Genomic DNA, 17,944 nt, shown 5'->3' on the forward strand with positions numbered 1-17,944 from the left:
TGGGAAAACCCTGTGGAAAAGTTTAAAGGCGCCTTGCTGGTCGGGGCTTTGCGATTGTTTGCCATGCTCCCGTGGGGTGCAGTGCAGCGCGTGGGGTCGGCCATTGGCTGGTTGATGTGGAAACTGCCCAATCGATCGCGCGATGTCGTGCGTATCAACCTGGCCAAGTGCTTCCCCGAGATGGACCCGGTCGCCCGCGAACAACTGGTGGGCCAAAGCCTCAAGGACATCGGCAAAAGCCTGACCGAGAGCGCTTGCGCCTGGATCTGGCCGGCCCAGCGTTCGATCGACCTGGTGCGTGAAGTCGAAGGGCTGGACGTGCTTAAGGACGCCCTGGCTTCAGGCAAGGGCGTGGTCGGCATCACCAGCCACCTGGGCAACTGGGAAGTGCTCAACCACTTCTACTGCAGCCAGTGCAAACCGATCATTTTTTACCGCCCGCCCAAACTCAAGGCCGTTGATGAATTGCTGCGCAAACAGCGCGTGCAACTGGGCAACCGCGTGGCCGCATCGACCAAAGAGGGCATTCTGAGTGTCATCAAGGAAGTGCGCAAAGGCGGTCAGGTCGGTATTCCGGCTGACCCGGAACCTGCAGAGTCGGCCGGTATTTTTGTGCCGTTCCTGGGCACCATGGCCCTGACCAGCAAATTTGTGCCGAACATGCTGGCGGGTGGCAAAGCGGTCGGGGTGTTCCTGCACGCCTTGCGCCTGCCAGACGGTTCGGGCTTTAAAGTGATCCTGGAAGCGGCACCCGAAGAGATGTACAGCACCGACACGGCAACCTCGTGCGCGGCCATGAGCCAGGTGGTGGAGAAATATGTGCGGGCTTACCCGAGTCAGTACATGTGGAGCATGAAGCGCTTCAAAAAACGTCCACCGGGTGAGGCACGCTGGTACTGAAACGGATGAAACCTTGTGGGAGCGAGCCTGCTCGCTCCCACATTAGATCTGCAGTGTCATGAGGCTTTATCCAGCTTCTTCAAAAATACCGTCATTTCTTTCTCGGCCTGTTTGTCGCCATGGGCCTGGGCCGCTGCAATCCCCTGCTCCCACGCCGTGCGCGCGGCTACACGATCGCCGGCTGCCAACTGCGCCTTGCCCAGCAACTTCCAGGCTGCCGAATACTTGGGGTCAAACGTCACACAACGTTGCAGGTGCTCCGCCGCCTTGAGGTTATCCCCAAGGTCGAGGTAGCCCTTGCCCAGACCAAAGCGCAGCAATGAGTTATCCACACCCTTGGCCAGCATTTTTTCCAGCGAATCGAGCATCCCTGACTCCTTTTCCTGTTAGAAAAAACTCAATCCCACGTGGAACAGCTTCTCCACGTCGCGAATATGCTTTTTATCCACAAGGAACAAAATAACGTGGTCGCCAGCATTGATGATGGTGGCGTCGTGGGCAATCAGCACTTCTTCGTCACGAATGATCGCGCCAATCGTGGTGCCTGGTGGCAGATGGATTTCGCCGATGCTGCGGCCAATCACCTTGCTCGATTTCGAATCACCGTGGGCAATGGCCTCGATGGCCTCCGCCGCGCCCCGGCGCAATGAGTGCACGCTGACGATATCGCCACGGCGCACGTGGGCCAGCAAGGTGCCGATGGTGGCCAGCTGCGGGCTGATAGCGATGTCGATTTCGCCACCCTGAATCAAATCCACATAGGCCGGGTTGTTGATGATGGTCATCACCTTCTTCGCGCCCAGACGTTTAGCCAGCAGCGACGACATGATGTTGGCTTCGTCGTCGTTGGTCAGGGCCAGAAACAGGTCGGCATCCGCGATGTTCTCTTCGAGCATCAGGTCACGGTCCGAAGCGCTGCCTTGCAGCACCACGGTGCTGTCCAGGGTGTCGGACAGATAGCGGCAACGCGCAGCATTCATCTCGATGATCTTGACCTGATAACGGCTTTCGATGGCCTCGGCCAGACGTTCGCCGATCTGACCGCCGCCGGCAATGACAATGCGTTTGTAGCTCTCGTCGAGGCGGCGCATTTCGCTCATCACTGCGCGAATGTTTGCCTTGGCTGCGATGAAAAACACCTCATCGTCGGCCTCAATAATAGTGTCCCCACGAGGCGTAATCGGCCGGTCACGCCGGAAAATAGCCGCTACCCGCGTATCTACATTCGGCATGTGTTCGCGCAGCTGGCGCAGTTGCTGACCAATCAGCGGGCCACCGTAGTACGCCTTGACCGCGACCAATTGTGCTTTGCCTCCGGCGAAGTCGATCACCTGCAAGGCGCCGGGGTGTTCGATCAGGCGCTTGATGTAGTTGGTGACCACTTGCTCGGGGCTGATCAATACGTCGACCGGGATCGCATCGTTATCGAACAGCTCTTCGCCGCGTGTCAGATACGCCGCCTCGCGCACCCGGGCGATTTTGGTCGGGGTGTGAAACAGCGTGTAGGCCACTTGGCACGCGACCATGTTGGTCTCGTCGCTGTTGGTCACCGCCACCAGCATGTCGGCGTCATCCGCCCCTGCCTGGCGCAGTACATTGGGCAGCGAGGCGCGGCCCTGCACGGTACGGATATCGAGGCGATCACCCAGGTCGCGCAGGCGATCACCGTCGGTGTCGACCACAGTAATATCGTTAGCCTCGCTGGCCAGATGCTCGGCCAGCGTGCCGCCCACTTGTCCGGCACCGAGGATGATGATTTTCATGCCGTCATTCCCTGTTCAAACCATTAGCCGCGAGCTGCAGCGATCTTGATCAATTTGGCGTAATAGAAACCGTCGTGCCCGCCCTCTTGTGCCAGCAACTGGCGACCGTGGGGCTGCTTGATGCCGAACTGCCCTGCGATATCCAGCTCCCGTGCGCCCGGGGTGCGGGCAAGGAAGGCTTCGATCACTTCGGTGTTTTCGGTCGGCAACGTCGAGCACGTGGCATAGAGCAAGATGCCACCGACTTCCAGCGTTGGCCACATCGCGTCCAGCAGTTCGCCTTGCAAGGTGGCGAGTGCGGCGATGTCATCCGGTTGGCGGGTCAGCTTGATGTCCGGGTGGCGGCGGATCACCCCGGTGGCCGAGCACGGAGCATCGAGCAGGATGCGCTGGAATGGCTTGCCGTCCCACCAGGCAGCGGTGTCGCGGCCATCGGCGGCGATCAGCTCGGCGCTCAGGCCCAGACGCTCAAGGTTCTCGCGCACACGCACCAGGCGCTTGGCTTCCAGATCAACCGCGACCACGCCGGCCAGTGCAGGTTCGACTTCCAGGATGTGGCAAGTCTTGCCGCCCGGTGCGCAGCAGGCGTCGAGTACGCGCTGGCCCGGCGCCAGGTCCAGCAGGTCGGCGGCCAGTTGTGCGGCCTCGTCCTGCACGCTGATCCAGCCTTCGGCAAAGCCCGGCAGATTGCGCACATCGCACGCCTGGGCCAGCACGATACCGTCCTGGCTGTAGACGCACGGCTGGGCTTCGATATCGACGTCGACCAGCAATTGCAGGTACGCGTCGCGGGTTTTATGGCGACGGTTAACCCGCAAAATCATTGGTGGGTGTGCGTTGTTGGCCGCGCAAATGGCTTCCCATTGCTCAGGCCAGAATGCCTTGAGGGATTTTTGCAGCCAGCGCGGGTGGGCGGTACGTACCACCGGGTCGTGCTCAAGCTCGGCCAGCAAGGCTTCGCTCTCGCGCTGGGCGTTGCGCAGTACGGCGTTGAGCAGGGCTTTGGCCCACGGCTTTTTCAGCTTGTCGGCGCAGCCTACGGTTTCGCCGATGGCAGCGTGGGCCGGAATGCGGGTATAGAGCAGTTGATACAAACCCACCAGCAGCAGTGCTTCAACATCGGCGTCAGCGGCCTTGAACGGCTTTTGCAGCAGCTTGTTGGCCAGCGCCGACAAGCGTGGGTGCCAGCGTGCGGTGCCGAACGCCAGGTCCTGGGTCAGGCCGCGATCGCGCACCTCAACCTTGTCCAGTTGCAGCGGCAAGGAGCTGTTGAGCGATGCTTTGCCGTTCAGCACTGCAGTCAGTGCCTTGGCGGCGGCCAGACGAGGGTTCATTGCGCGTTTTCCGTTTGACCGAGGGTGATGCCGACAGCGAATTTCTCACGGCGACTGTTGAAAAAATCACTGAAGTTCAGCGCTTTGCCGCCAGGCAATTGCAGGCGAGTGAGGCACAGCGCGCCTTCACCGCAGCCGACGATCAGGCCGTCTTTGCTGGCAGCAATAATTTGCCCCGGCGCGCCGTTGGCGTCCGCTACGGTGGCGGCCAGCACTTTCAGGGCTTCGCCACTGAGCGTGCTGTGGCAAACCGGCCATGGGTTAAAGGCACGAATCAGGCGTTCCAGCTCAACAGCCGGGCGGCTCCAGTCGATGCGAGCTTCGTCTTTGTTCAGCTTGTGGGCGTAGGTCGCCAGGCTGTCGTCTTGCACCTCGCCTTGCAGCGTACCGGCTGCCAGACCGGCAATGGCCTGGATGACGGCGGGCGGGCCCAGCTCGGCGAGGCGGTCGTGCAGGCTGCCGCCGGTGTCGTCGGCGCTGATTGGGGTGACGGACTTGAGCAGCATGGGGCCGGTGTCCAGACCCGCCTCCATGCGCATCACGGTCACGCCGCTTTCACTGTCGCCTGCTTCGATGGCGCGCTGGATCGGCGCGGCCCCACGCCAGCGTGGCAGCAGCGACGCGTGGCTGTTGATGCAGCCCAGGCGCGGAATATCCAGTACCACTTGCGGCAGGATCAGGCCGTAGGCCACCACCACCAGCAAGTCCGGCTTGAGGGCAGCCAGTTCGGCCTGGGCCTCAGGGGCACGCAGGGTTGGTGGCTGCATCACCGTGATGTTGTGTTCCAGCGCCAGCTGCTTGACCGGGCTTGGCATCAGCTTTTGCCCGCGCCCGGCCGGACGATCCGGTTGGGTGTAAACCGCGACGATCTCGTAAGGCGTGTTCAGCAGTGCCTTGAGGTGTTCGGCGGCGAATTCTGGGGTGCCAGCAAAGACGATGCGCAATGGCTCAGTCATGGATTACTCACTTGGAATGGGGGGGAGAGTCCTGCGAGATACCTGTAGCCGCTGACAAGGAACGAGGCTGCGATCGGGTGCGAAGCGGCCGCCAATCAGACGACTCGGTGTGTCAGCGGCATTCAGGGCGCGGGTTTTACGGCTGCTACGCACCCGATCGCAGCCTTCGTTCCTCGTCAGCGACTACAAGAGCAGCGCTGACCTCAGAGAACCGATCAAGCGTTCTGGCGGTGCAGTTTTTCCAGCTTCTTCTTGATCCGGTCACGCTTGAGCGTAGACAGATAATCGACGAACAGCTTGCCGTTGAGGTGGTCGCACTCATGCTGAATGCACACCGCCAGCAGGCCTTCGGCAATCAGCTCGAAAGGCTTGCCGTCACGGTCCAGGGCCTTGATCTTGACGCGCTGCGGGCGATCAACGTTCTCGTAGTAACCCGGTACCGAAAGGCAGCCTTCCTGGTACTGGCCCATCTCGTCGGTCAGGGTCTCGAACTCGGGGTTGATAAACACCATCGGTTCGCTGCGGTCTTCACTCAGGTCCATGACCACGATGCGTTTGTGGACGTTGACCTGAGTGGCGGCCAGGCCGATGCCCGGCGCCTCGTACATGGTTTCAAACATGTCATCGATCAATTGACGGACTTCGTCGTCCACAACCGTCACAGGTTTGGCGATGGTGCGCAGTCGCGAGTCCGGGAATTCGAGGATGTTTAAAATAGCCATAAGTTTGATTGGTGCACTGTGTGAAAGATTCAAAAACGGTTGTCAGGTGGGTCCTGTGGACTCGAGCAACCTGTGCAAAACGTCTCCTTCAGAGAGAACCCGCTCGGGCTCTGGCGTTTCACGCGAGCGCACATAATAAAGGGATTCACCCGCGGATGAAACGACTAGCTGCCGTGCTGCACGGCCGCATGTCTCAATTTGAAACCAACGTGCGCAGCCTCTGTACGACGTTCAACTAAGGTTGGGTTTCTACATTCGATTTCAAGGGTCGCCCGGGTGCTCAATCCGGCGTTTCTCATCGTTTTCCAAACAACTTGTTAACAGACTTATCCACAGCTTGTTCTTTGCGTTTCGATAAAAAACAGATCAAGGATGATCCCATGCCGCTGTCAGATTTTTCTCCGGCCGAGCTGGAAGCCCGGTTGCGCCTGCAACGCTTGCCCGAGGTTGGGCCACGTCGCTATTACACCCTCTTCAGAGCCTTCGGCTCGGCCAGTTCGGCGCTTAGCGCGCCGGCCAGTGCATGGACCGCCCTGGGGCTCCCCGCCGCCAGTGCCCAGGCGCGGCGCAGCCCTGAAGTTCGCGATGGCGCCAGCGCTGCATTGCGCTGGCTTGAGGGCTCCAGCCATCATGTGCTGCTGCACGACCATGCCGATTACCCGGCACTATTGAGTGAGCTAAGCGATGCGCCGCCGGTGTTATTTGTGGCCGGTGACCCTTCCATACTGGAAAAACCGCAGTTGGCAATGGTCGGTAGCCGACGCGCCTCACGGCCGGGTCTGGACACGACCTCAGCCTTTTCCCGCAGCCTGGCCGGTGCCGGTTTTGTGATCACCAGCGGGCTGGCGCTGGGGGTAGATGGCGCGGCGCATCAAGCGGCGCTGGACGTCGGCGGGCAGACGGTGGGGGTATTGGGCACCGGCCTGCAAAAACTTTATCCACAGCGCCACCGCGCCCTGGCGGACGCGATGATTGCGAGTGGCAGCGCGGTGGTTTCGGAGTTCCCTCTGGATGCCGGGCCGCAGGCGGCCAACTTCCCGCGGCGTAATCGAATCATCAGCGGTTTGTCACTTGGGGTGCTGGTGGTCGAAGCCAGCGTGGCCAGCGGTTCGCTGATCACCGCCCGCCTGGCCGCCGAGCAGGGGCGCGAGGTGTACGCAATACCCGGCTCAATCCACCACCCCGGTGCGCGGGGTTGTCATCAATTGATCCGCGATGGCGCCACGCTGGTCGAGACGGTCGAACATATTCTGGAAGGCCTGCGTGGCTGGCGCTCAATGCCGTTATCCACAGCGGATTCGTTTACGCCAAGCTGTCATCCATTAGTGCAACTGTTGCAGGCAGCGCCTTACACCAGCGAAGCACTGGTCAGCGCCAGCGGTTGGGAGTTGCCCCGATTGCTGGCCGCCCTCACCGAACTTGAGCTGGAGGGGCGTGTGGTGCTGGAGGGTGGGCGTTGGTTTGCTCGCGCCAGCTAAGTACACTGCGCACAGTACATATCTGGAGACATTCAATGATCAGCACCTGGCGCGTCCAACAAGCTGCAAGAGCCATTCGCGCAGGCGCGGTGATTGCTTATCCGACCGAGGCAGTCTGGGGTTTGGGCTGCAACCCGTGGGATGAAGAGGCGGTCGAGCGGTTGCTGGCGATCAAATCGCGGCCTGTGGATAAAGGCCTGATTCTTGTGGCAGACAACATTCACCAGTTCGACTTTCTGTTTGAAGATTTCCCGCAGGAATGGCTCGACCGTATGGCCAGCACCTGGCCGGGGCCGAACACCTGGCTGGTGCCGCATCAGGGCTTGCTGCCCGAGTGGATCACTGGCGTGCATGACACCGTGGCGTTGCGCGTGAGCGATCACCCGCAGGTGCGAGAGCTGTGCGCGTTGGTGGGACCGGTTGTATCGACTTCGGCCAACCCTGCGGGCTTGCCTGCTGCGCGTACACGGTTAAAAGTTGAGCAGTACTTCCGTGGGCAGATCGATCATGTGCTGGGCGGTAATCTGGGCGGGCGTAAAAACCCGAGCATGATCCGCGACCTGGCCACCGGCAAGGTGGTTCGCCCGTCTTAAAAAGCACTCCCATCCTTGTGGGAGCGAGCCTGCTCGCGAAGGTCCTTAACGATAGCGCGTTCACTGGATAAACGCGGCGCTCTTGAGGCTTTCGCGAGCAGGCTCGCTCCCACGGGGGAGTGATCAATCGAGGTGTTTTTATTAAGGCAACAAAATCGTCGAACCCGTGGTGCGACGTGCCGACAACTCAGTCTGCGCCCTGGCCGCATCGCTCAGCGCAAAACGCTGGCTGATATCGACCTTGATGCTGCCACTGCGAATCATCCCAAACAGTTCATCGGCCATTTTTTGCAGGTTTTCGGTGTTATTGGCGTACGTAGCCAGTGTCGGCCGGGTGACGTACAGCGAACCCTTCTGCGACAAAATCCCCAGGTTCACGCCCGTCACTGCGCCAGAGGCATTACCAAAGCTGACCATCAGCCCGCGAGGTGCCACGCAGTCCAGAGAGGTCAGCCAGGTGTCCTTGCCGACACCGTCGTAGACCACCGGGCACTTCTTGCCGTCGGTCAATTCCAGTACCCGCTTGGCTACATCTTCATGGCTGTAATCGATGGTTTCCCACGCGCCCAGCGCTTTGGCGTGAGCGGCTTTTTCGGCTGAACTGACGGTGCCGATCAGTTTTACGCCCAACGCTTTGGCCCATTGGCAGGCAATCGAACCGACGCCACCGGCGGCGGCATGAAACAAGATAGTTTCGCCACCTTTGAGCTCGTAGGTCTGACGCAGCAAGTACTGTGTTGTCAGCCCTTTCAGCATCACAGCGGCGGCCAGTTCAAACGAAATGTCATCGGGCAGCTTCACCACGTTCGCGGCGGGCAATACATGCAGCTCGCTGTAGGCACCCAGCGGGCCGGTTCCGTAAGCCACGCGGTCGCCGACTTTAACGGTGTGCACTTCACTGCCCACCGCATCAACGATCCCGGCGCCTTCATTGCCCAGCCCGGACGGCAGCTCGGGCAGCGGGTACAAGCCACCACGGTAATAGGTATCAATGAAGTTCAGACCGATGGCCTGGTTGCGCACCCGCACGTGTTGCGGGCCCGGCTCGGCGGGCTGGTAGTCGACATACTCAAGTACTTCAGGGCCGCCGTGGGCCCGAAACTGGATACGCTTAGCCATCTGCACTGTCCTCGCTCATTTCACGAAGCCACCATCCAACGCTTAAGCGTGACCTTCGTCAACAGCGGTGATGCGGGGTGCGGTGTTATGCTAGCGGCCCTTTGCCGCCGGCCCCGCTCAGAACGAAGTGCCGCGTCGCTTTGCCCGATTTAAGGTGATGTCATGACTACTCGCACCGAGGCTGTAAAAGCCTACCTGCTCGACCTTCAAGACCGCATTTGCAACGCACTGCAAACTGAAGACGGTGGCACGCAATTCATCGAAGACGCTTGGCAGCGTCCGGCGGGGGGCGGCGGTCGCACCCGTGTGATCGAAAATGGCCACGTGATAGAGAAAGGCGGGGTTAACTTTTCCCACGTGTTTGGCAGCGGCCTGCCGCCATCGGCCAGCGCCCATCGCCCTGAACTGGCGGGCCGTGGTTTTGAAGCCCTGGGTGTGTCGCTGGTGATCCACCCGCATAACCCGCATGTGCCGACTTCCCACGCTAACGTGCGTTTTTTCATCGCCGAAAAAGAAGGCGAAGAGCCGGTCTGGTGGTTCGGTGGCGGCTTTGACCTCACGCCCTACTACGCCGTTGAAGAAGACTGCGTGCATTGGCACCGCGTGGCCGAGCAGGCTTGCGCACCGTTTGGCGCCGATGTGTACCCGCGCTACAAAGCCTGGTGCGATACCTACTTCCACATCAAGCATCGCAACGAGCCGCGCGGCATTGGCGGTCTGTTTTTTGATGACCTGAACGAGTGGGATTTCGACACCTGCTTCGCGTTTATTCGTGCCATTGGCGACGCCTATATCGACGCCTACCTGCCGATCGTTCAGCGCCGCAAAAACGACGAATACACCGCCCAGCAGCGTGAATTCCAGGAATTCCGCCGTGGCCGCTACGTGGAGTTCAACCTGGTCTATGACCGTGGCACCCTGTTTGGCCTGCAATCGGGCGGTCGCACCGAGTCGATCCTGATGTCGCTGCCGCCGCAAGTTCGCTGGGGCTACGACTGGAAAGCCGAGCCGGGCAGCCCGGAAGCGCGTTTGACGGAATACTTCCTGCAAGACCGCGACTGGTTAGCCAACGCCTGACATTGCCCGAGGAGTTTGCCTGATGGATCGTTACGTCGTTTTTGGTAACCCGATTGCCCACAGCAAATCCCCGGTACTGCATCGCCTGTTTGCCGAACAAACCGGCCAGGTCATGCAATACGACACCTTGCTCGCGCCGCTGGATGATTTTGCCGGCTGCGCCAAGGCGTTCTTTCAAGCAGGGCGTGGCGCCAACGTCACCGTGCCCTTCAAGGAAGAGGCTTATCGGCTGGCCAATCAGCTGACCGCCCGGGCGCAGCGCGCAGGAGCGGTCAACACGCTGAGCAAACAGCCCGATGGCAGTTTGCTGGGGGACAACACCGACGGTGCCGGCCTGGTGCGTGACCTCACGGTCAATGCCGGCTTCAGCCTCAAGGGCAAACGCATTTTGGTGCTTGGCGCGGGCGGTGCGGTGCGTGGTGCATTGGAGCCCATCCTGGCCGAAGGGCCGGCTTCTGTGACCATCGCCAATCGCACGGTTGAGAAGGCCGAGTTGCTGGCCGAACTGTTCAGCGACCTGGGCCCGGTGGCGGCCAGTGGTTTTGACTGGCTGCACGAGCCGGTCGACCTGATCATCAACGCCACCTCCGCCAGCTTGAGCGGCGAATTGCCATCGATTGCCAGCAGCCTGATCGAGCCGGGTAAAACCCTGTGTTACGACATGATGTACGGCAAGGCGCCAACACCGTTTTGCCTGTGGGCCACCGAACATGGCGCGGGTCAGGTGATGGATGGTCTGGGGATGCTCGCCGAACAGGCGGGCGAAGCGTTCTACCTGTGGCGCGGCGTGCGTCCGGACACGGCCCCGGCGCTGGCCGAGTTGCGCAGGTTGTTGGCGCTGTAAAGCAAGCCCTCAGCCCATCCCTCCGTGAGAGGGTTGGGCTGAGGGCCAACCTTAGGCCTCAAACAGAATCGGGCATTTATCCGCCCCTTCCAGTTTTTTCAATTCCTCCACCACCTGTGCCCGCGCCCGGCGCAAGGTCAAGCTGCGCCCCAGGCCCCGCAACCTGCGGGCCTCCTGATGCAACATTTCAACCCCTGAATAATCGATAAAGTTGATGTGCTGCGCCTCGATCACCACGCGCTGGCCCTGGGTACGTTGCAAGCGAACTTGCAGGTAATGGCTGGCGCCAAAAAAAATCGACCCGCCGACCCGCAGCACCTCCTCGTCACCCTCGCGCCATTGGTGGATGCGCGGGCGTGACGTGCGCTTAAGGTAGAAAAACAGCGAAGCCAGCACCCCGGCATAAATCGCCGTTTGCAGCTCCAGCAACAAGGTCGCCACGCAGGTTAGCGCCATCACGGCGAACTCGGCGCGGCTCACCCGCCACAGCGCCCGAATACCCCGCGTGTCCACCAGCCCCCAGCAAATCAGCAAAATACTCCCCGCCATCGCAGGGATTGGAATGTGCGCGATCAGCTTCGAGCCGGCCACGGCGAACAACGCCACCCACAGCGCTGAAAACACCCCGGCCAGTGGTGAACTGGCACCGCCTTCGTAGCTCAACCCCGAGCGCGTAAACGAACCCGACGACAAATACCCGGAGAACAGCGAGCCCACCACGTTGGACAGGCCTTGTGCGCGAACTTCCTGGTTAGCGTCGAGCATCTGCTGCGAACGTGTCGCTAACGAGCGGGCAATGGACAGGCTGGTCACCAGCCCCAGCATGCCCACTGCCACGGCGCCAGGCAGCAAGCGCAAGATGGTTTCCACATCCAGCGGGAGCGGGCTGAAGGGTGGCAAGCGCCCTACAAACGATTGCACCAGCTCGACATGCCCGAACACGTGCGGCAACAGCCACACCGCCAGGCTGGCGAGCACCAGCGTAATCAGCAACGTGGGCCAGCGTGGCAGCCACAGCTTGAGCGCGATGCCCAGCGCCAATGTGCTTGCCCCCAGCCCCAGCGAGGCGGGATCGAATTGGCGGACATGGGCGAGTAGCGTCAACAGGCTGTCCAGAGCAGTGGCCTTGCTCGATAAATTCAGGCCCAGCACGTTCGGCAACTGGCCCAGCGCAATCACCACCGCCGCGCCCAAGGTGAAACCGAGCACCACCGAGTGCGAGACAAAATTGGCAAGCGCGCCAAACTTCAGCATCCCGAGCAGCCACTGAAACACCCCGGCCAGGAACGTCAGCAGCAGGATCAGGCTGATGTAGTCCTGAGTGCCGGGCACCGCCAGCGGGCTGACGCTGGCAAACAGCACGATGGAAATCGCCGCCGTAGGGCCGCAAATCAAATGCCACGACGAGCCCCACAGGCAGGCGATGATCACCGGCACAATGGCCGCATACAGTCCGTACTCGGGCGGTAACCCGGCAATCAGGGCGTAGGCGATGGACTGCGGCAACGCCAGAATTGCACCACTGAGCCCCACCACTGCATCGCGGCTCACGCTGGCGCGGGTTTGCTTGGGTAGCCAGCTTAAAAAGGGCAATAAGTATGGGAGTTTGGGCCAGGCCATGTAGGACTCTTCAAATATCGGTCTTGGGCAGAGTGTCGTTTAACCCTGTCGGGTGCAAGGCGCCAGGCTGTGGATAACGTGCCGTGCGCTCCAGGTCGTCGAGGTCGATGTGGTTGCGCATATATTGCTGGCTGGCGTCGACCCAGGGTTGATGATCCCAGCTGGTGAGCTTGCCCGTGGCCAGTGCTTGTGTGACCAGCCGTCGGCGACGCTGGCTGGCGAGCACTTGCCGGTGAATCAGCGGGATGTCCCATTTGGCCCGTGCCTGCGCCAAAAATGCGTTGAACAGCGCCTGATGCCCGGGTGACTGACTGAGCTCTTCCCGTTCGCGCGGGTCGTTGTGCAGGTCATATAGCAGGCAGGGATCGTCTTCACTGTAGATAAATTTGTAGGCGCCACGTCGGATCATCATCAACGGGCTGATGGTGCCTTCGGCCATGTACTCGCCGAACACCTCGTCATGCCCGCCTTCGCCGAGCAGGTGAGGCACCAGCGAGCGCCCGTCCAGCGCCAGATTGTCCTCCAGCGTGCCACCCGCCAGCTCGACAAAAGTGGGCAACAGGTCGGCAGTCGAAACGGCGGCGCCTATGCGCGCCGCATCAAATTGCCCCGGTGCGTACACCAGCAGCGGCACCCGTGCGGCCATCTCGAACCAGTGCATTTTGTACCAGAGCCCGCGTTCGCCCAGCATGTCGCCGTGATCGCCGGAAAACACGATCACCGTGTCATCGGCCAGCCCGGTCTCTTCAAGGGTTTGCAGCAGTCGGCCGATGTTGTGGTCGATGTAGCTGCACGCGCCGAAATACGCGCGGCGGGCGTCGCGAATTTTATCCACAGGCAGTGGTTTGTCCCACAGGTCGTAGGCCTTGAGCAGTCGTTGCGAGTGCGGGTCGAGGCTGGCTTGTGGCGGGGTGTCGGGCAGCGGAATCTCTTCGTCGCCATACAAATCCCAGAACGGTTTGGGGATGGTGTACGGGTCGTGTGGATGGGTCATGGACACGGTCAGGCAAAACGGCTGGTCGCCGTCCTGGCGAATGTGGTCGAACAGGTATTGCTGGGCCTTGAACACCACTTCTTCGTCAAAATCCAGCTGATTGGTGCGCACACACGGCCCGGCTTGCAGCACCGAGGCCATGTTGTGGTACCAGCTGGGCCGCGCATCCGGCTCATCCCAATTGACCGACCAGCCATAGTCGGCGGGGTAAATATCACTGGTCAGGCGCTCTTCAAAGCCATGCAACTGGTCGGGCCCGCAAAAGTGCATCTTGCCCGCCAGTGCCGTGCGGTAACCCAAGCGGCGCAGGTAGTGTGCGTAGGTCGGCACATCAGCGGGCAAGTCTGCCGCGTTGTCGTAGGCGCCGATTTTGCTCGGCAGCTGGCCGCTGACCAGGGTGAAGCGCGACGGCGCGCACAGCGGGCTGTTGCAGTACGCCGCGTCGAACACCACGCCTTGAGCCGCCAAACGGCTCAGGTGCGGGAGTTTGATCGGGGACGGGCCGTAAATTGGCAACAACGGGGCGGCCATTTGGTCAGCCATGATGAACAGGATATTTTTGCGCGACATAGGCGGGCGACCTTTCAAAAATTTATGCGAAAGTGCTGACCAGCAGCATGAAGGCCACGTTTGGCGTGGTAAAACCCATGCACCGCAATGACTCGGATAAGCACTGCTAATGTATGAAGCTCTGGGTGACGTGTCCCTCGACCTGCTGCGCACTTTTGAGGCGGCAGCCCGACATCGCAGTTTTACCGCTGCGGCACAGGAACTGGGCACTACCCAGCCAGCCATCAGCCAGCAACTCAAACGGCTGGAGCAGCGCTTGGGTGTTCGCCTGTTTGATCGTATCTATCGCGGTATTGCCCTGACCGAGACGGGCCTTGGCCTGTTCTTGCATGTTCAGGCGGGTTTGCAACAAATCGACGCAGGTTTGCAGGCGTTACGTGAACAACCTGCCCGTGAAGTGCTGCAAGTCGCCACCGACTTTGCGTTTGCGGCCTATTGGTTGATGCCGCGTCTGCCGCGTTTTCATGGGCTTTATCCACACATCGATGTGAGCCTGATTACCCGCGAGCGTAGCCATGACGCCCTGCATGGCGATATCGACGTGGCGGTATTGTTTGGCCAGGGGCGATTTACCCAGGGTGAATCCCAGTGGTTGTTCAACGAAGAAGTATTCCCGGTGTGCAGCCCGCACCTGTTGTCCGGGAAGGTGCTGCCGTTATCGGCTCAAGCCCTGGGCGACTTCCCGTTGCTGCAATTGCGCGGCGAACATGCCCGCCAGTGGTTCGACTGGTACCGGCTATTTGACGCCTTCCAGCTTGGGCAGGCGCCTGCGCCGGGCCAGCTACGCTTCGACAACTACACCCTGCTGATTCAGGCCGCGATAGCCGGGCAAGGCATGGCCATTGGCTGGAAGCACCTTGTGGATAACTTGCTGGAGCAGGGCGTGTTGTGTCGGCCTTTCGTTGAGTCGGCGCAATCGGCATTTGGCTATTACGCGGTGATGCCTGCCCGAAAACGGCGTAACAGACTGGTCCAGGTCTTTGTCGACTGGATGCTGGCGGAGCAGAATGCGGGTGCAAGCCAGCTGACCCATTAAATGCATCCTTTCACGAGGCCCCCCTATGCAACGAATCAAGGGCTACCACGCCCACGTCTACTTCGACGCCACCACCCTCGATCAAGCCCGCGCCTTGTGCCTGGAGGCTGCGCAACTGTTCGGCGTCACCATGGGCCGCGTCCACGAACGCCCGGTGGGCCCGCATCCGGACTGGAGCTGCCAATTGGCCTTCGGCCCTGAACTGGTGGGTGTGGTGTTGCCGTGGCTGGCGCTCAACCGCAACGGGTTGGTGGTGTTTATGCACCCCAACACCGGCGATGACCTGCGCGACCACACCGACCATGCAATCTGGATGGGGGCTATTCGGCCGCTGGATTTGTCTGTTTTTTAAACTGGGGCGCGCACTTCAGCGCCCGCTTTAACCCTCTCCTACATAATAAATTTAGTTACGGAAATATCCGACATTAAGAACGGCGGCTTTGCGATGGTTATATTGTGCCAACACCATCGCGTGAAATGAGAATGCGTGAGTTGGGGCGGTGGATGAACAAGGATTTGCTTTACGTCACCCAAATTTTATGTGGCCTTGAAATTTTTTTTCACAGCCATAAATCCTCCCCGCTCTCAACCCACAGCAACCCCCTGATAGCCCCACGCTATAACGGTTGAACGTTGATCATGGCCATGTGTCATACCCTGCCATGAGCTAACGTATGACACGTGTAGCCGTGGGCTGCGATTAGTGCTGAAAGGCCATCCATGTTTAACTTGAATGCTCGTTCAACTTAAACCGGTGGTCCGCTGCCCGCTCACAACAGGAGGCTAACCCTTGCCGAATCCGCTCTTTTTGATCCCGTTTTACCTCTATAAGGTGCACATCCGATGAGTGTACCCACGACGTCGGAGACGTCTGTGATCCGCATGAACCCGCCGGTGTTTTACTTTGCCGCCGCGTTTATCCTGATCTTCGGTCTGGTGGTAATCGCCATGCCACAAGCGGCCGGTGAATGGCTGCTGGCAGCACAAAACTGGGCGGCCAATACGGTCGGCTGGTACTACATGTTAGCGATGACCCTGTATCTGATCTTCGTGGTCGTCACCGCCTTGTCCGGCTACGGCAAGATCAAGCTCGGTGCCGACCACGACGAACCCGAGTTCAGTTACCTGTCCTGGGCGGGCATGCTGTTTGCCGCCGGGATCAGCATCACGCTATTTTTCTTCTGCGTTTCCGAACCCCTGACCCATATGCTCGCCCCGCCTCAAGGCCCGGCCGGCACGTCAGAGGCTGCGCGCCAAGGCATGCAGTTGCTGTTCCTGCACTGGGGCCTGCATGGCTGGGGGGTGTTCGCCTTTGTCGGCATGGCGCTGGCCTACTTCGCTTATCGCCACAACCTGCCGCTGGCGCTGCGTTCGGCGCTTTACCCACTGATCGGCAAGCGCATCAACGGGCCGATCGGTTATGCGGTGGATGGCTTCGGCATCATCGCCACCGTGTTTGGCCTTGGCGCCGACATGGGCTTTGGGGTGTTGCACCTCAACTCCGGGCTCGATTACCTGTTCGGCCTGCCTCACACCCAATGGGTGCAGGTAGGGTTGATCACCCTGATGATGGGTGCGGCGATTCTGGTGGCCATTGCCGGCGTCGATAAAGGCGTGCGGGTGATGTCCGACATCAACATGCTGCTGGCGTGCGCGCTGCTGCTGTTTGTGCTGTTCGCAGGCCCTACCCAGCATTTGCTCAATACCCTGGTGCAGAACATCGGTGACTACCTGGGCGCGTTGCCGACCAAGAGTTTCGACGTGTACGCCTACGACAAACCCAACGACTGGCTGGGCGGCTGGACCGTGTTCTATTGGGCCTGGTGGATCGCATGGTCGCCGTTTGTGGGCTTGTTTATTGCGCGTATCTCCCGTGGCCGTACCATCCGCGAGTTCGTGTTCGGCGTGCTGCTGATCCCGCTGGGCTTCACCCTGGCGTGGATGTCGATCTTCGGCAACAGCGCCATCGACCAGGTGCTCAACCACGGCATGGTTGCCCTCGGCCAGTCGGCTATCGACGACCCGTCGCGCACGCTTTACCTGCTGCTTGAGACCTACCCGTGGAGCCGAACCGTGATTGCGGTGACGGTGTTCATCAGCTTCGTGTTCTTCGTGACCTCGGCTGACTCCGGCACCGTGGTGCTGTCTACCCTCTCGGCGCGTGGCAACAACGCCGACGAAGACGGTCCGAAATGGCTGCGGGTGTTCTGGGGTGCGATGACCGCGCTGGTCACCAGTGCGCTGTTGTTCTCGGGCAGTATCGATGCGCTCAAGTCGGCGGTGGTGCTCACCTCGCTGCCGTTCTCGCTGATATTGCTGCTGATGATGTGGGGCCTGCACAAGGCGTTCTACCTTGAGTCGCAGAAGCAAATCGCGCAGATGCACTCCCTGGCGCCGGTTTCGCACTCGCGTCGAGGCGGCTGGCGTCAGCGCCTGAGCCAGGCCGTACACTTCCCGTCCCGTGACGAGGTGTACCGCTTCATGGACACCACAGTGCGCCCGGCGATTGAAGAAGTGAGCGCGGTCTTCCTGGAGAAAGGGCTTAACGTTGTCACACAGCCGGACCCGGCCAACGACAACGTGAGCCTGGAAATCGGCCACGGCGAAGAGCATCCGTTCATCTATCAGGTACAGATGCGTGGTTACTTCACGCCGTCATTTGCGCGGGGTGGTTTCGGCAAAAAAGAGCAACTGCGCAACCGCCGTTACTACCGTGCGGAAGTGCATTTGGCCGAAGGCAGCCAGGACTACGACCTGACGGGCTACACCAAAGAGCAAATCATCAACGACATCCTCGACCAGTACGAGCGTCATATGCAGTTTTTGCATTTGGTACGTTGACAGCCAAGGCCCGCCTGCAATGGGCGGGCCCTGCCCTTGGGTCCACGACGAAGTGCAGTTTGCACTCGAAAAAACCGAAGGTGTGTGTGGGAGCGAG

At 60.5% G+C, this 17,944-nt stretch carries 16 protein-coding genes; 8 read left to right on the forward strand and 8 right to left on the reverse strand.

Going from position 1 to position 17,944, the window contains the following annotated elements; translation table 11 throughout:
- Positions 1-12 precede the first annotated feature (12 nt).
- Positions 13-900: a lysophospholipid acyltransferase gene (locus tag BLW11_RS04110; protein WP_048362209.1), complete on the forward strand. Its 888-nt coding sequence runs from the start codon at positions 13-15 to the stop codon at positions 898-900.
- 56 nt (positions 901-956) lie between these two features.
- Here BLW11_RS04110 and BLW11_RS04115 read toward each other — a convergent pair whose 3' ends face one another.
- From BLW11_RS04115 to def, 5 genes are all read right to left on the reverse strand, one after another.
- Positions 957-1,268, reverse strand: a complete 312-nt coding sequence (locus tag BLW11_RS04115; RefSeq protein ID WP_048362208.1) for a tetratricopeptide repeat protein — start codon at positions 1,266-1,268, stop codon at positions 957-959.
- An 18-nt stretch (positions 1,269-1,286) separates the two neighbouring features.
- On the reverse strand, positions 1,287-2,663 hold the full coding sequence (gene trkA, locus BLW11_RS04120) for a Trk system potassium transporter TrkA (RefSeq protein WP_048362207.1): 1,377 nt from the start codon (positions 2,661-2,663) through the stop codon (positions 1,287-1,289).
- 23 nt (positions 2,664-2,686) lie between these two features.
- Positions 2,687-3,997, reverse strand: a complete 1,311-nt coding sequence (gene rsmB, locus BLW11_RS04125; RefSeq protein ID WP_048362206.1) for a 16S rRNA (cytosine(967)-C(5))-methyltransferase RsmB — start codon at positions 3,995-3,997, stop codon at positions 2,687-2,689.
- Positions 3,994-4,953 (reverse strand): methionyl-tRNA formyltransferase, encoded by a 960-nt coding sequence (fmt, locus tag BLW11_RS04130; protein WP_048362205.1) that lies wholly within the window; start codon positions 4,951-4,953, stop codon positions 3,994-3,996. Before fmt ends, rsmB begins: the two co-directional genes overlap by 4 nt.
- Before the next feature lie 215 nt (positions 4,954-5,168).
- A complete protein-coding gene (def, locus tag BLW11_RS04135) occupies positions 5,169-5,675 on the reverse strand; it encodes a peptide deformylase (protein WP_048362204.1) in 507 nt (168 codons plus the stop codon).
- Positions 5,676-6,055: 380 nt separating this feature from the next.
- On the opposite strand from def, the gene dprA reads away from it, so the two are divergent.
- Positions 6,056-7,153 carry a DNA-processing protein DprA gene (gene dprA / locus BLW11_RS04140; protein ID WP_048362203.1) on the forward strand — a complete coding sequence of 366 codons (1,098 nt, stop codon included), beginning with the start codon at positions 6,056-6,058 and terminating at the stop codon, positions 7,151-7,153.
- Positions 7,154-7,188: 35 nt separating this feature from the next.
- Positions 7,189-7,746: an L-threonylcarbamoyladenylate synthase type 1 TsaC gene (gene tsaC / locus BLW11_RS04145; protein ID WP_048362202.1), complete on the forward strand. Its 558-nt coding sequence runs from the start codon at positions 7,189-7,191 to the stop codon at positions 7,744-7,746.
- Positions 7,747-7,887: 141 nt separating this feature from the next.
- On the opposite strand, the gene BLW11_RS04150 is transcribed toward tsaC, so the two are convergent.
- Positions 7,888-8,865, reverse strand: coding sequence for an NADPH:quinone reductase (locus BLW11_RS04150; protein WP_048362201.1), 978 nt, complete (start codon positions 8,863-8,865; stop codon positions 7,888-7,890).
- 162 nt (positions 8,866-9,027) lie between these two features.
- Here BLW11_RS04150 and hemF point away from each other — a divergent pair, with 162 nt between their 5' ends.
- Together hemF and aroE are read left to right on the forward strand one after the other, a co-directional pair.
- Positions 9,028-9,942 (forward strand): oxygen-dependent coproporphyrinogen oxidase, encoded by a 915-nt coding sequence (gene hemF, locus BLW11_RS04155; RefSeq protein WP_048362200.1) that lies wholly within the window; start codon positions 9,028-9,030, stop codon positions 9,940-9,942.
- A 22-nt stretch (positions 9,943-9,964) separates the two neighbouring features.
- The gene (aroE, locus tag BLW11_RS04160; protein ID WP_048362199.1) at positions 9,965-10,786 is read left to right on the forward strand and encodes a shikimate dehydrogenase; all 822 of its coding nucleotides are present in this window, start codon (positions 9,965-9,967) and stop codon (positions 10,784-10,786) included.
- Between the two features lie 51 nt (positions 10,787-10,837).
- On the opposite strand, the gene BLW11_RS04165 is transcribed toward aroE, so the two are convergent.
- The gene (locus BLW11_RS04165; RefSeq protein ID WP_048362198.1) at positions 10,838-12,406 is read right to left on the reverse strand and encodes a SulP family inorganic anion transporter; all 1,569 of its coding nucleotides are present in this window, start codon (positions 12,404-12,406) and stop codon (positions 10,838-10,840) included.
- Positions 12,407-12,416: 10 nt separating this feature from the next.
- Entirely contained in the window at positions 12,417-13,970 is a 1,554-nt protein-coding gene (gene betC / locus BLW11_RS04170) for a choline-sulfatase (protein WP_048362197.1), read from the reverse strand.
- A gap of 109 nt (positions 13,971-14,079) precedes the next feature.
- Here betC and BLW11_RS04175 point away from each other — a divergent pair, with 109 nt between their 5' ends.
- The 3 genes from BLW11_RS04175 to betT all read left to right on the forward strand — a co-directional run bounded on the left by BLW11_RS04175 (position 14,080) and on the right by betT (position 17,847).
- Complete coding sequence (locus tag BLW11_RS04175; protein WP_048362196.1) at positions 14,080-15,006, forward strand: choline sulfate utilization transcriptional regulator; 927 nt, start codon at positions 14,080-14,082, stop codon at positions 15,004-15,006.
- A 25-nt stretch (positions 15,007-15,031) separates the two neighbouring features.
- Positions 15,032-15,358 (forward strand): DOPA 4,5-dioxygenase family protein, encoded by a 327-nt coding sequence (locus tag BLW11_RS04180; protein WP_048362195.1) that lies wholly within the window; start codon positions 15,032-15,034, stop codon positions 15,356-15,358.
- A 491-nt stretch (positions 15,359-15,849) separates the two neighbouring features.
- Positions 15,850-17,847 carry a choline transporter BetT gene (betT, locus tag BLW11_RS04185; RefSeq protein WP_048362194.1) on the forward strand — a complete coding sequence of 666 codons (1,998 nt, stop codon included), beginning with the start codon at positions 15,850-15,852 and terminating at the stop codon, positions 17,845-17,847.
- Positions 17,848-17,944: the final 97 nt, after the last annotated feature.

The organism is Pseudomonas deceptionensis (assembly GCF_900106095.1).
Taxonomy (GTDB): domain Bacteria; phylum Pseudomonadota; class Gammaproteobacteria; order Pseudomonadales; family Pseudomonadaceae; genus Aquipseudomonas; species Aquipseudomonas deceptionensis.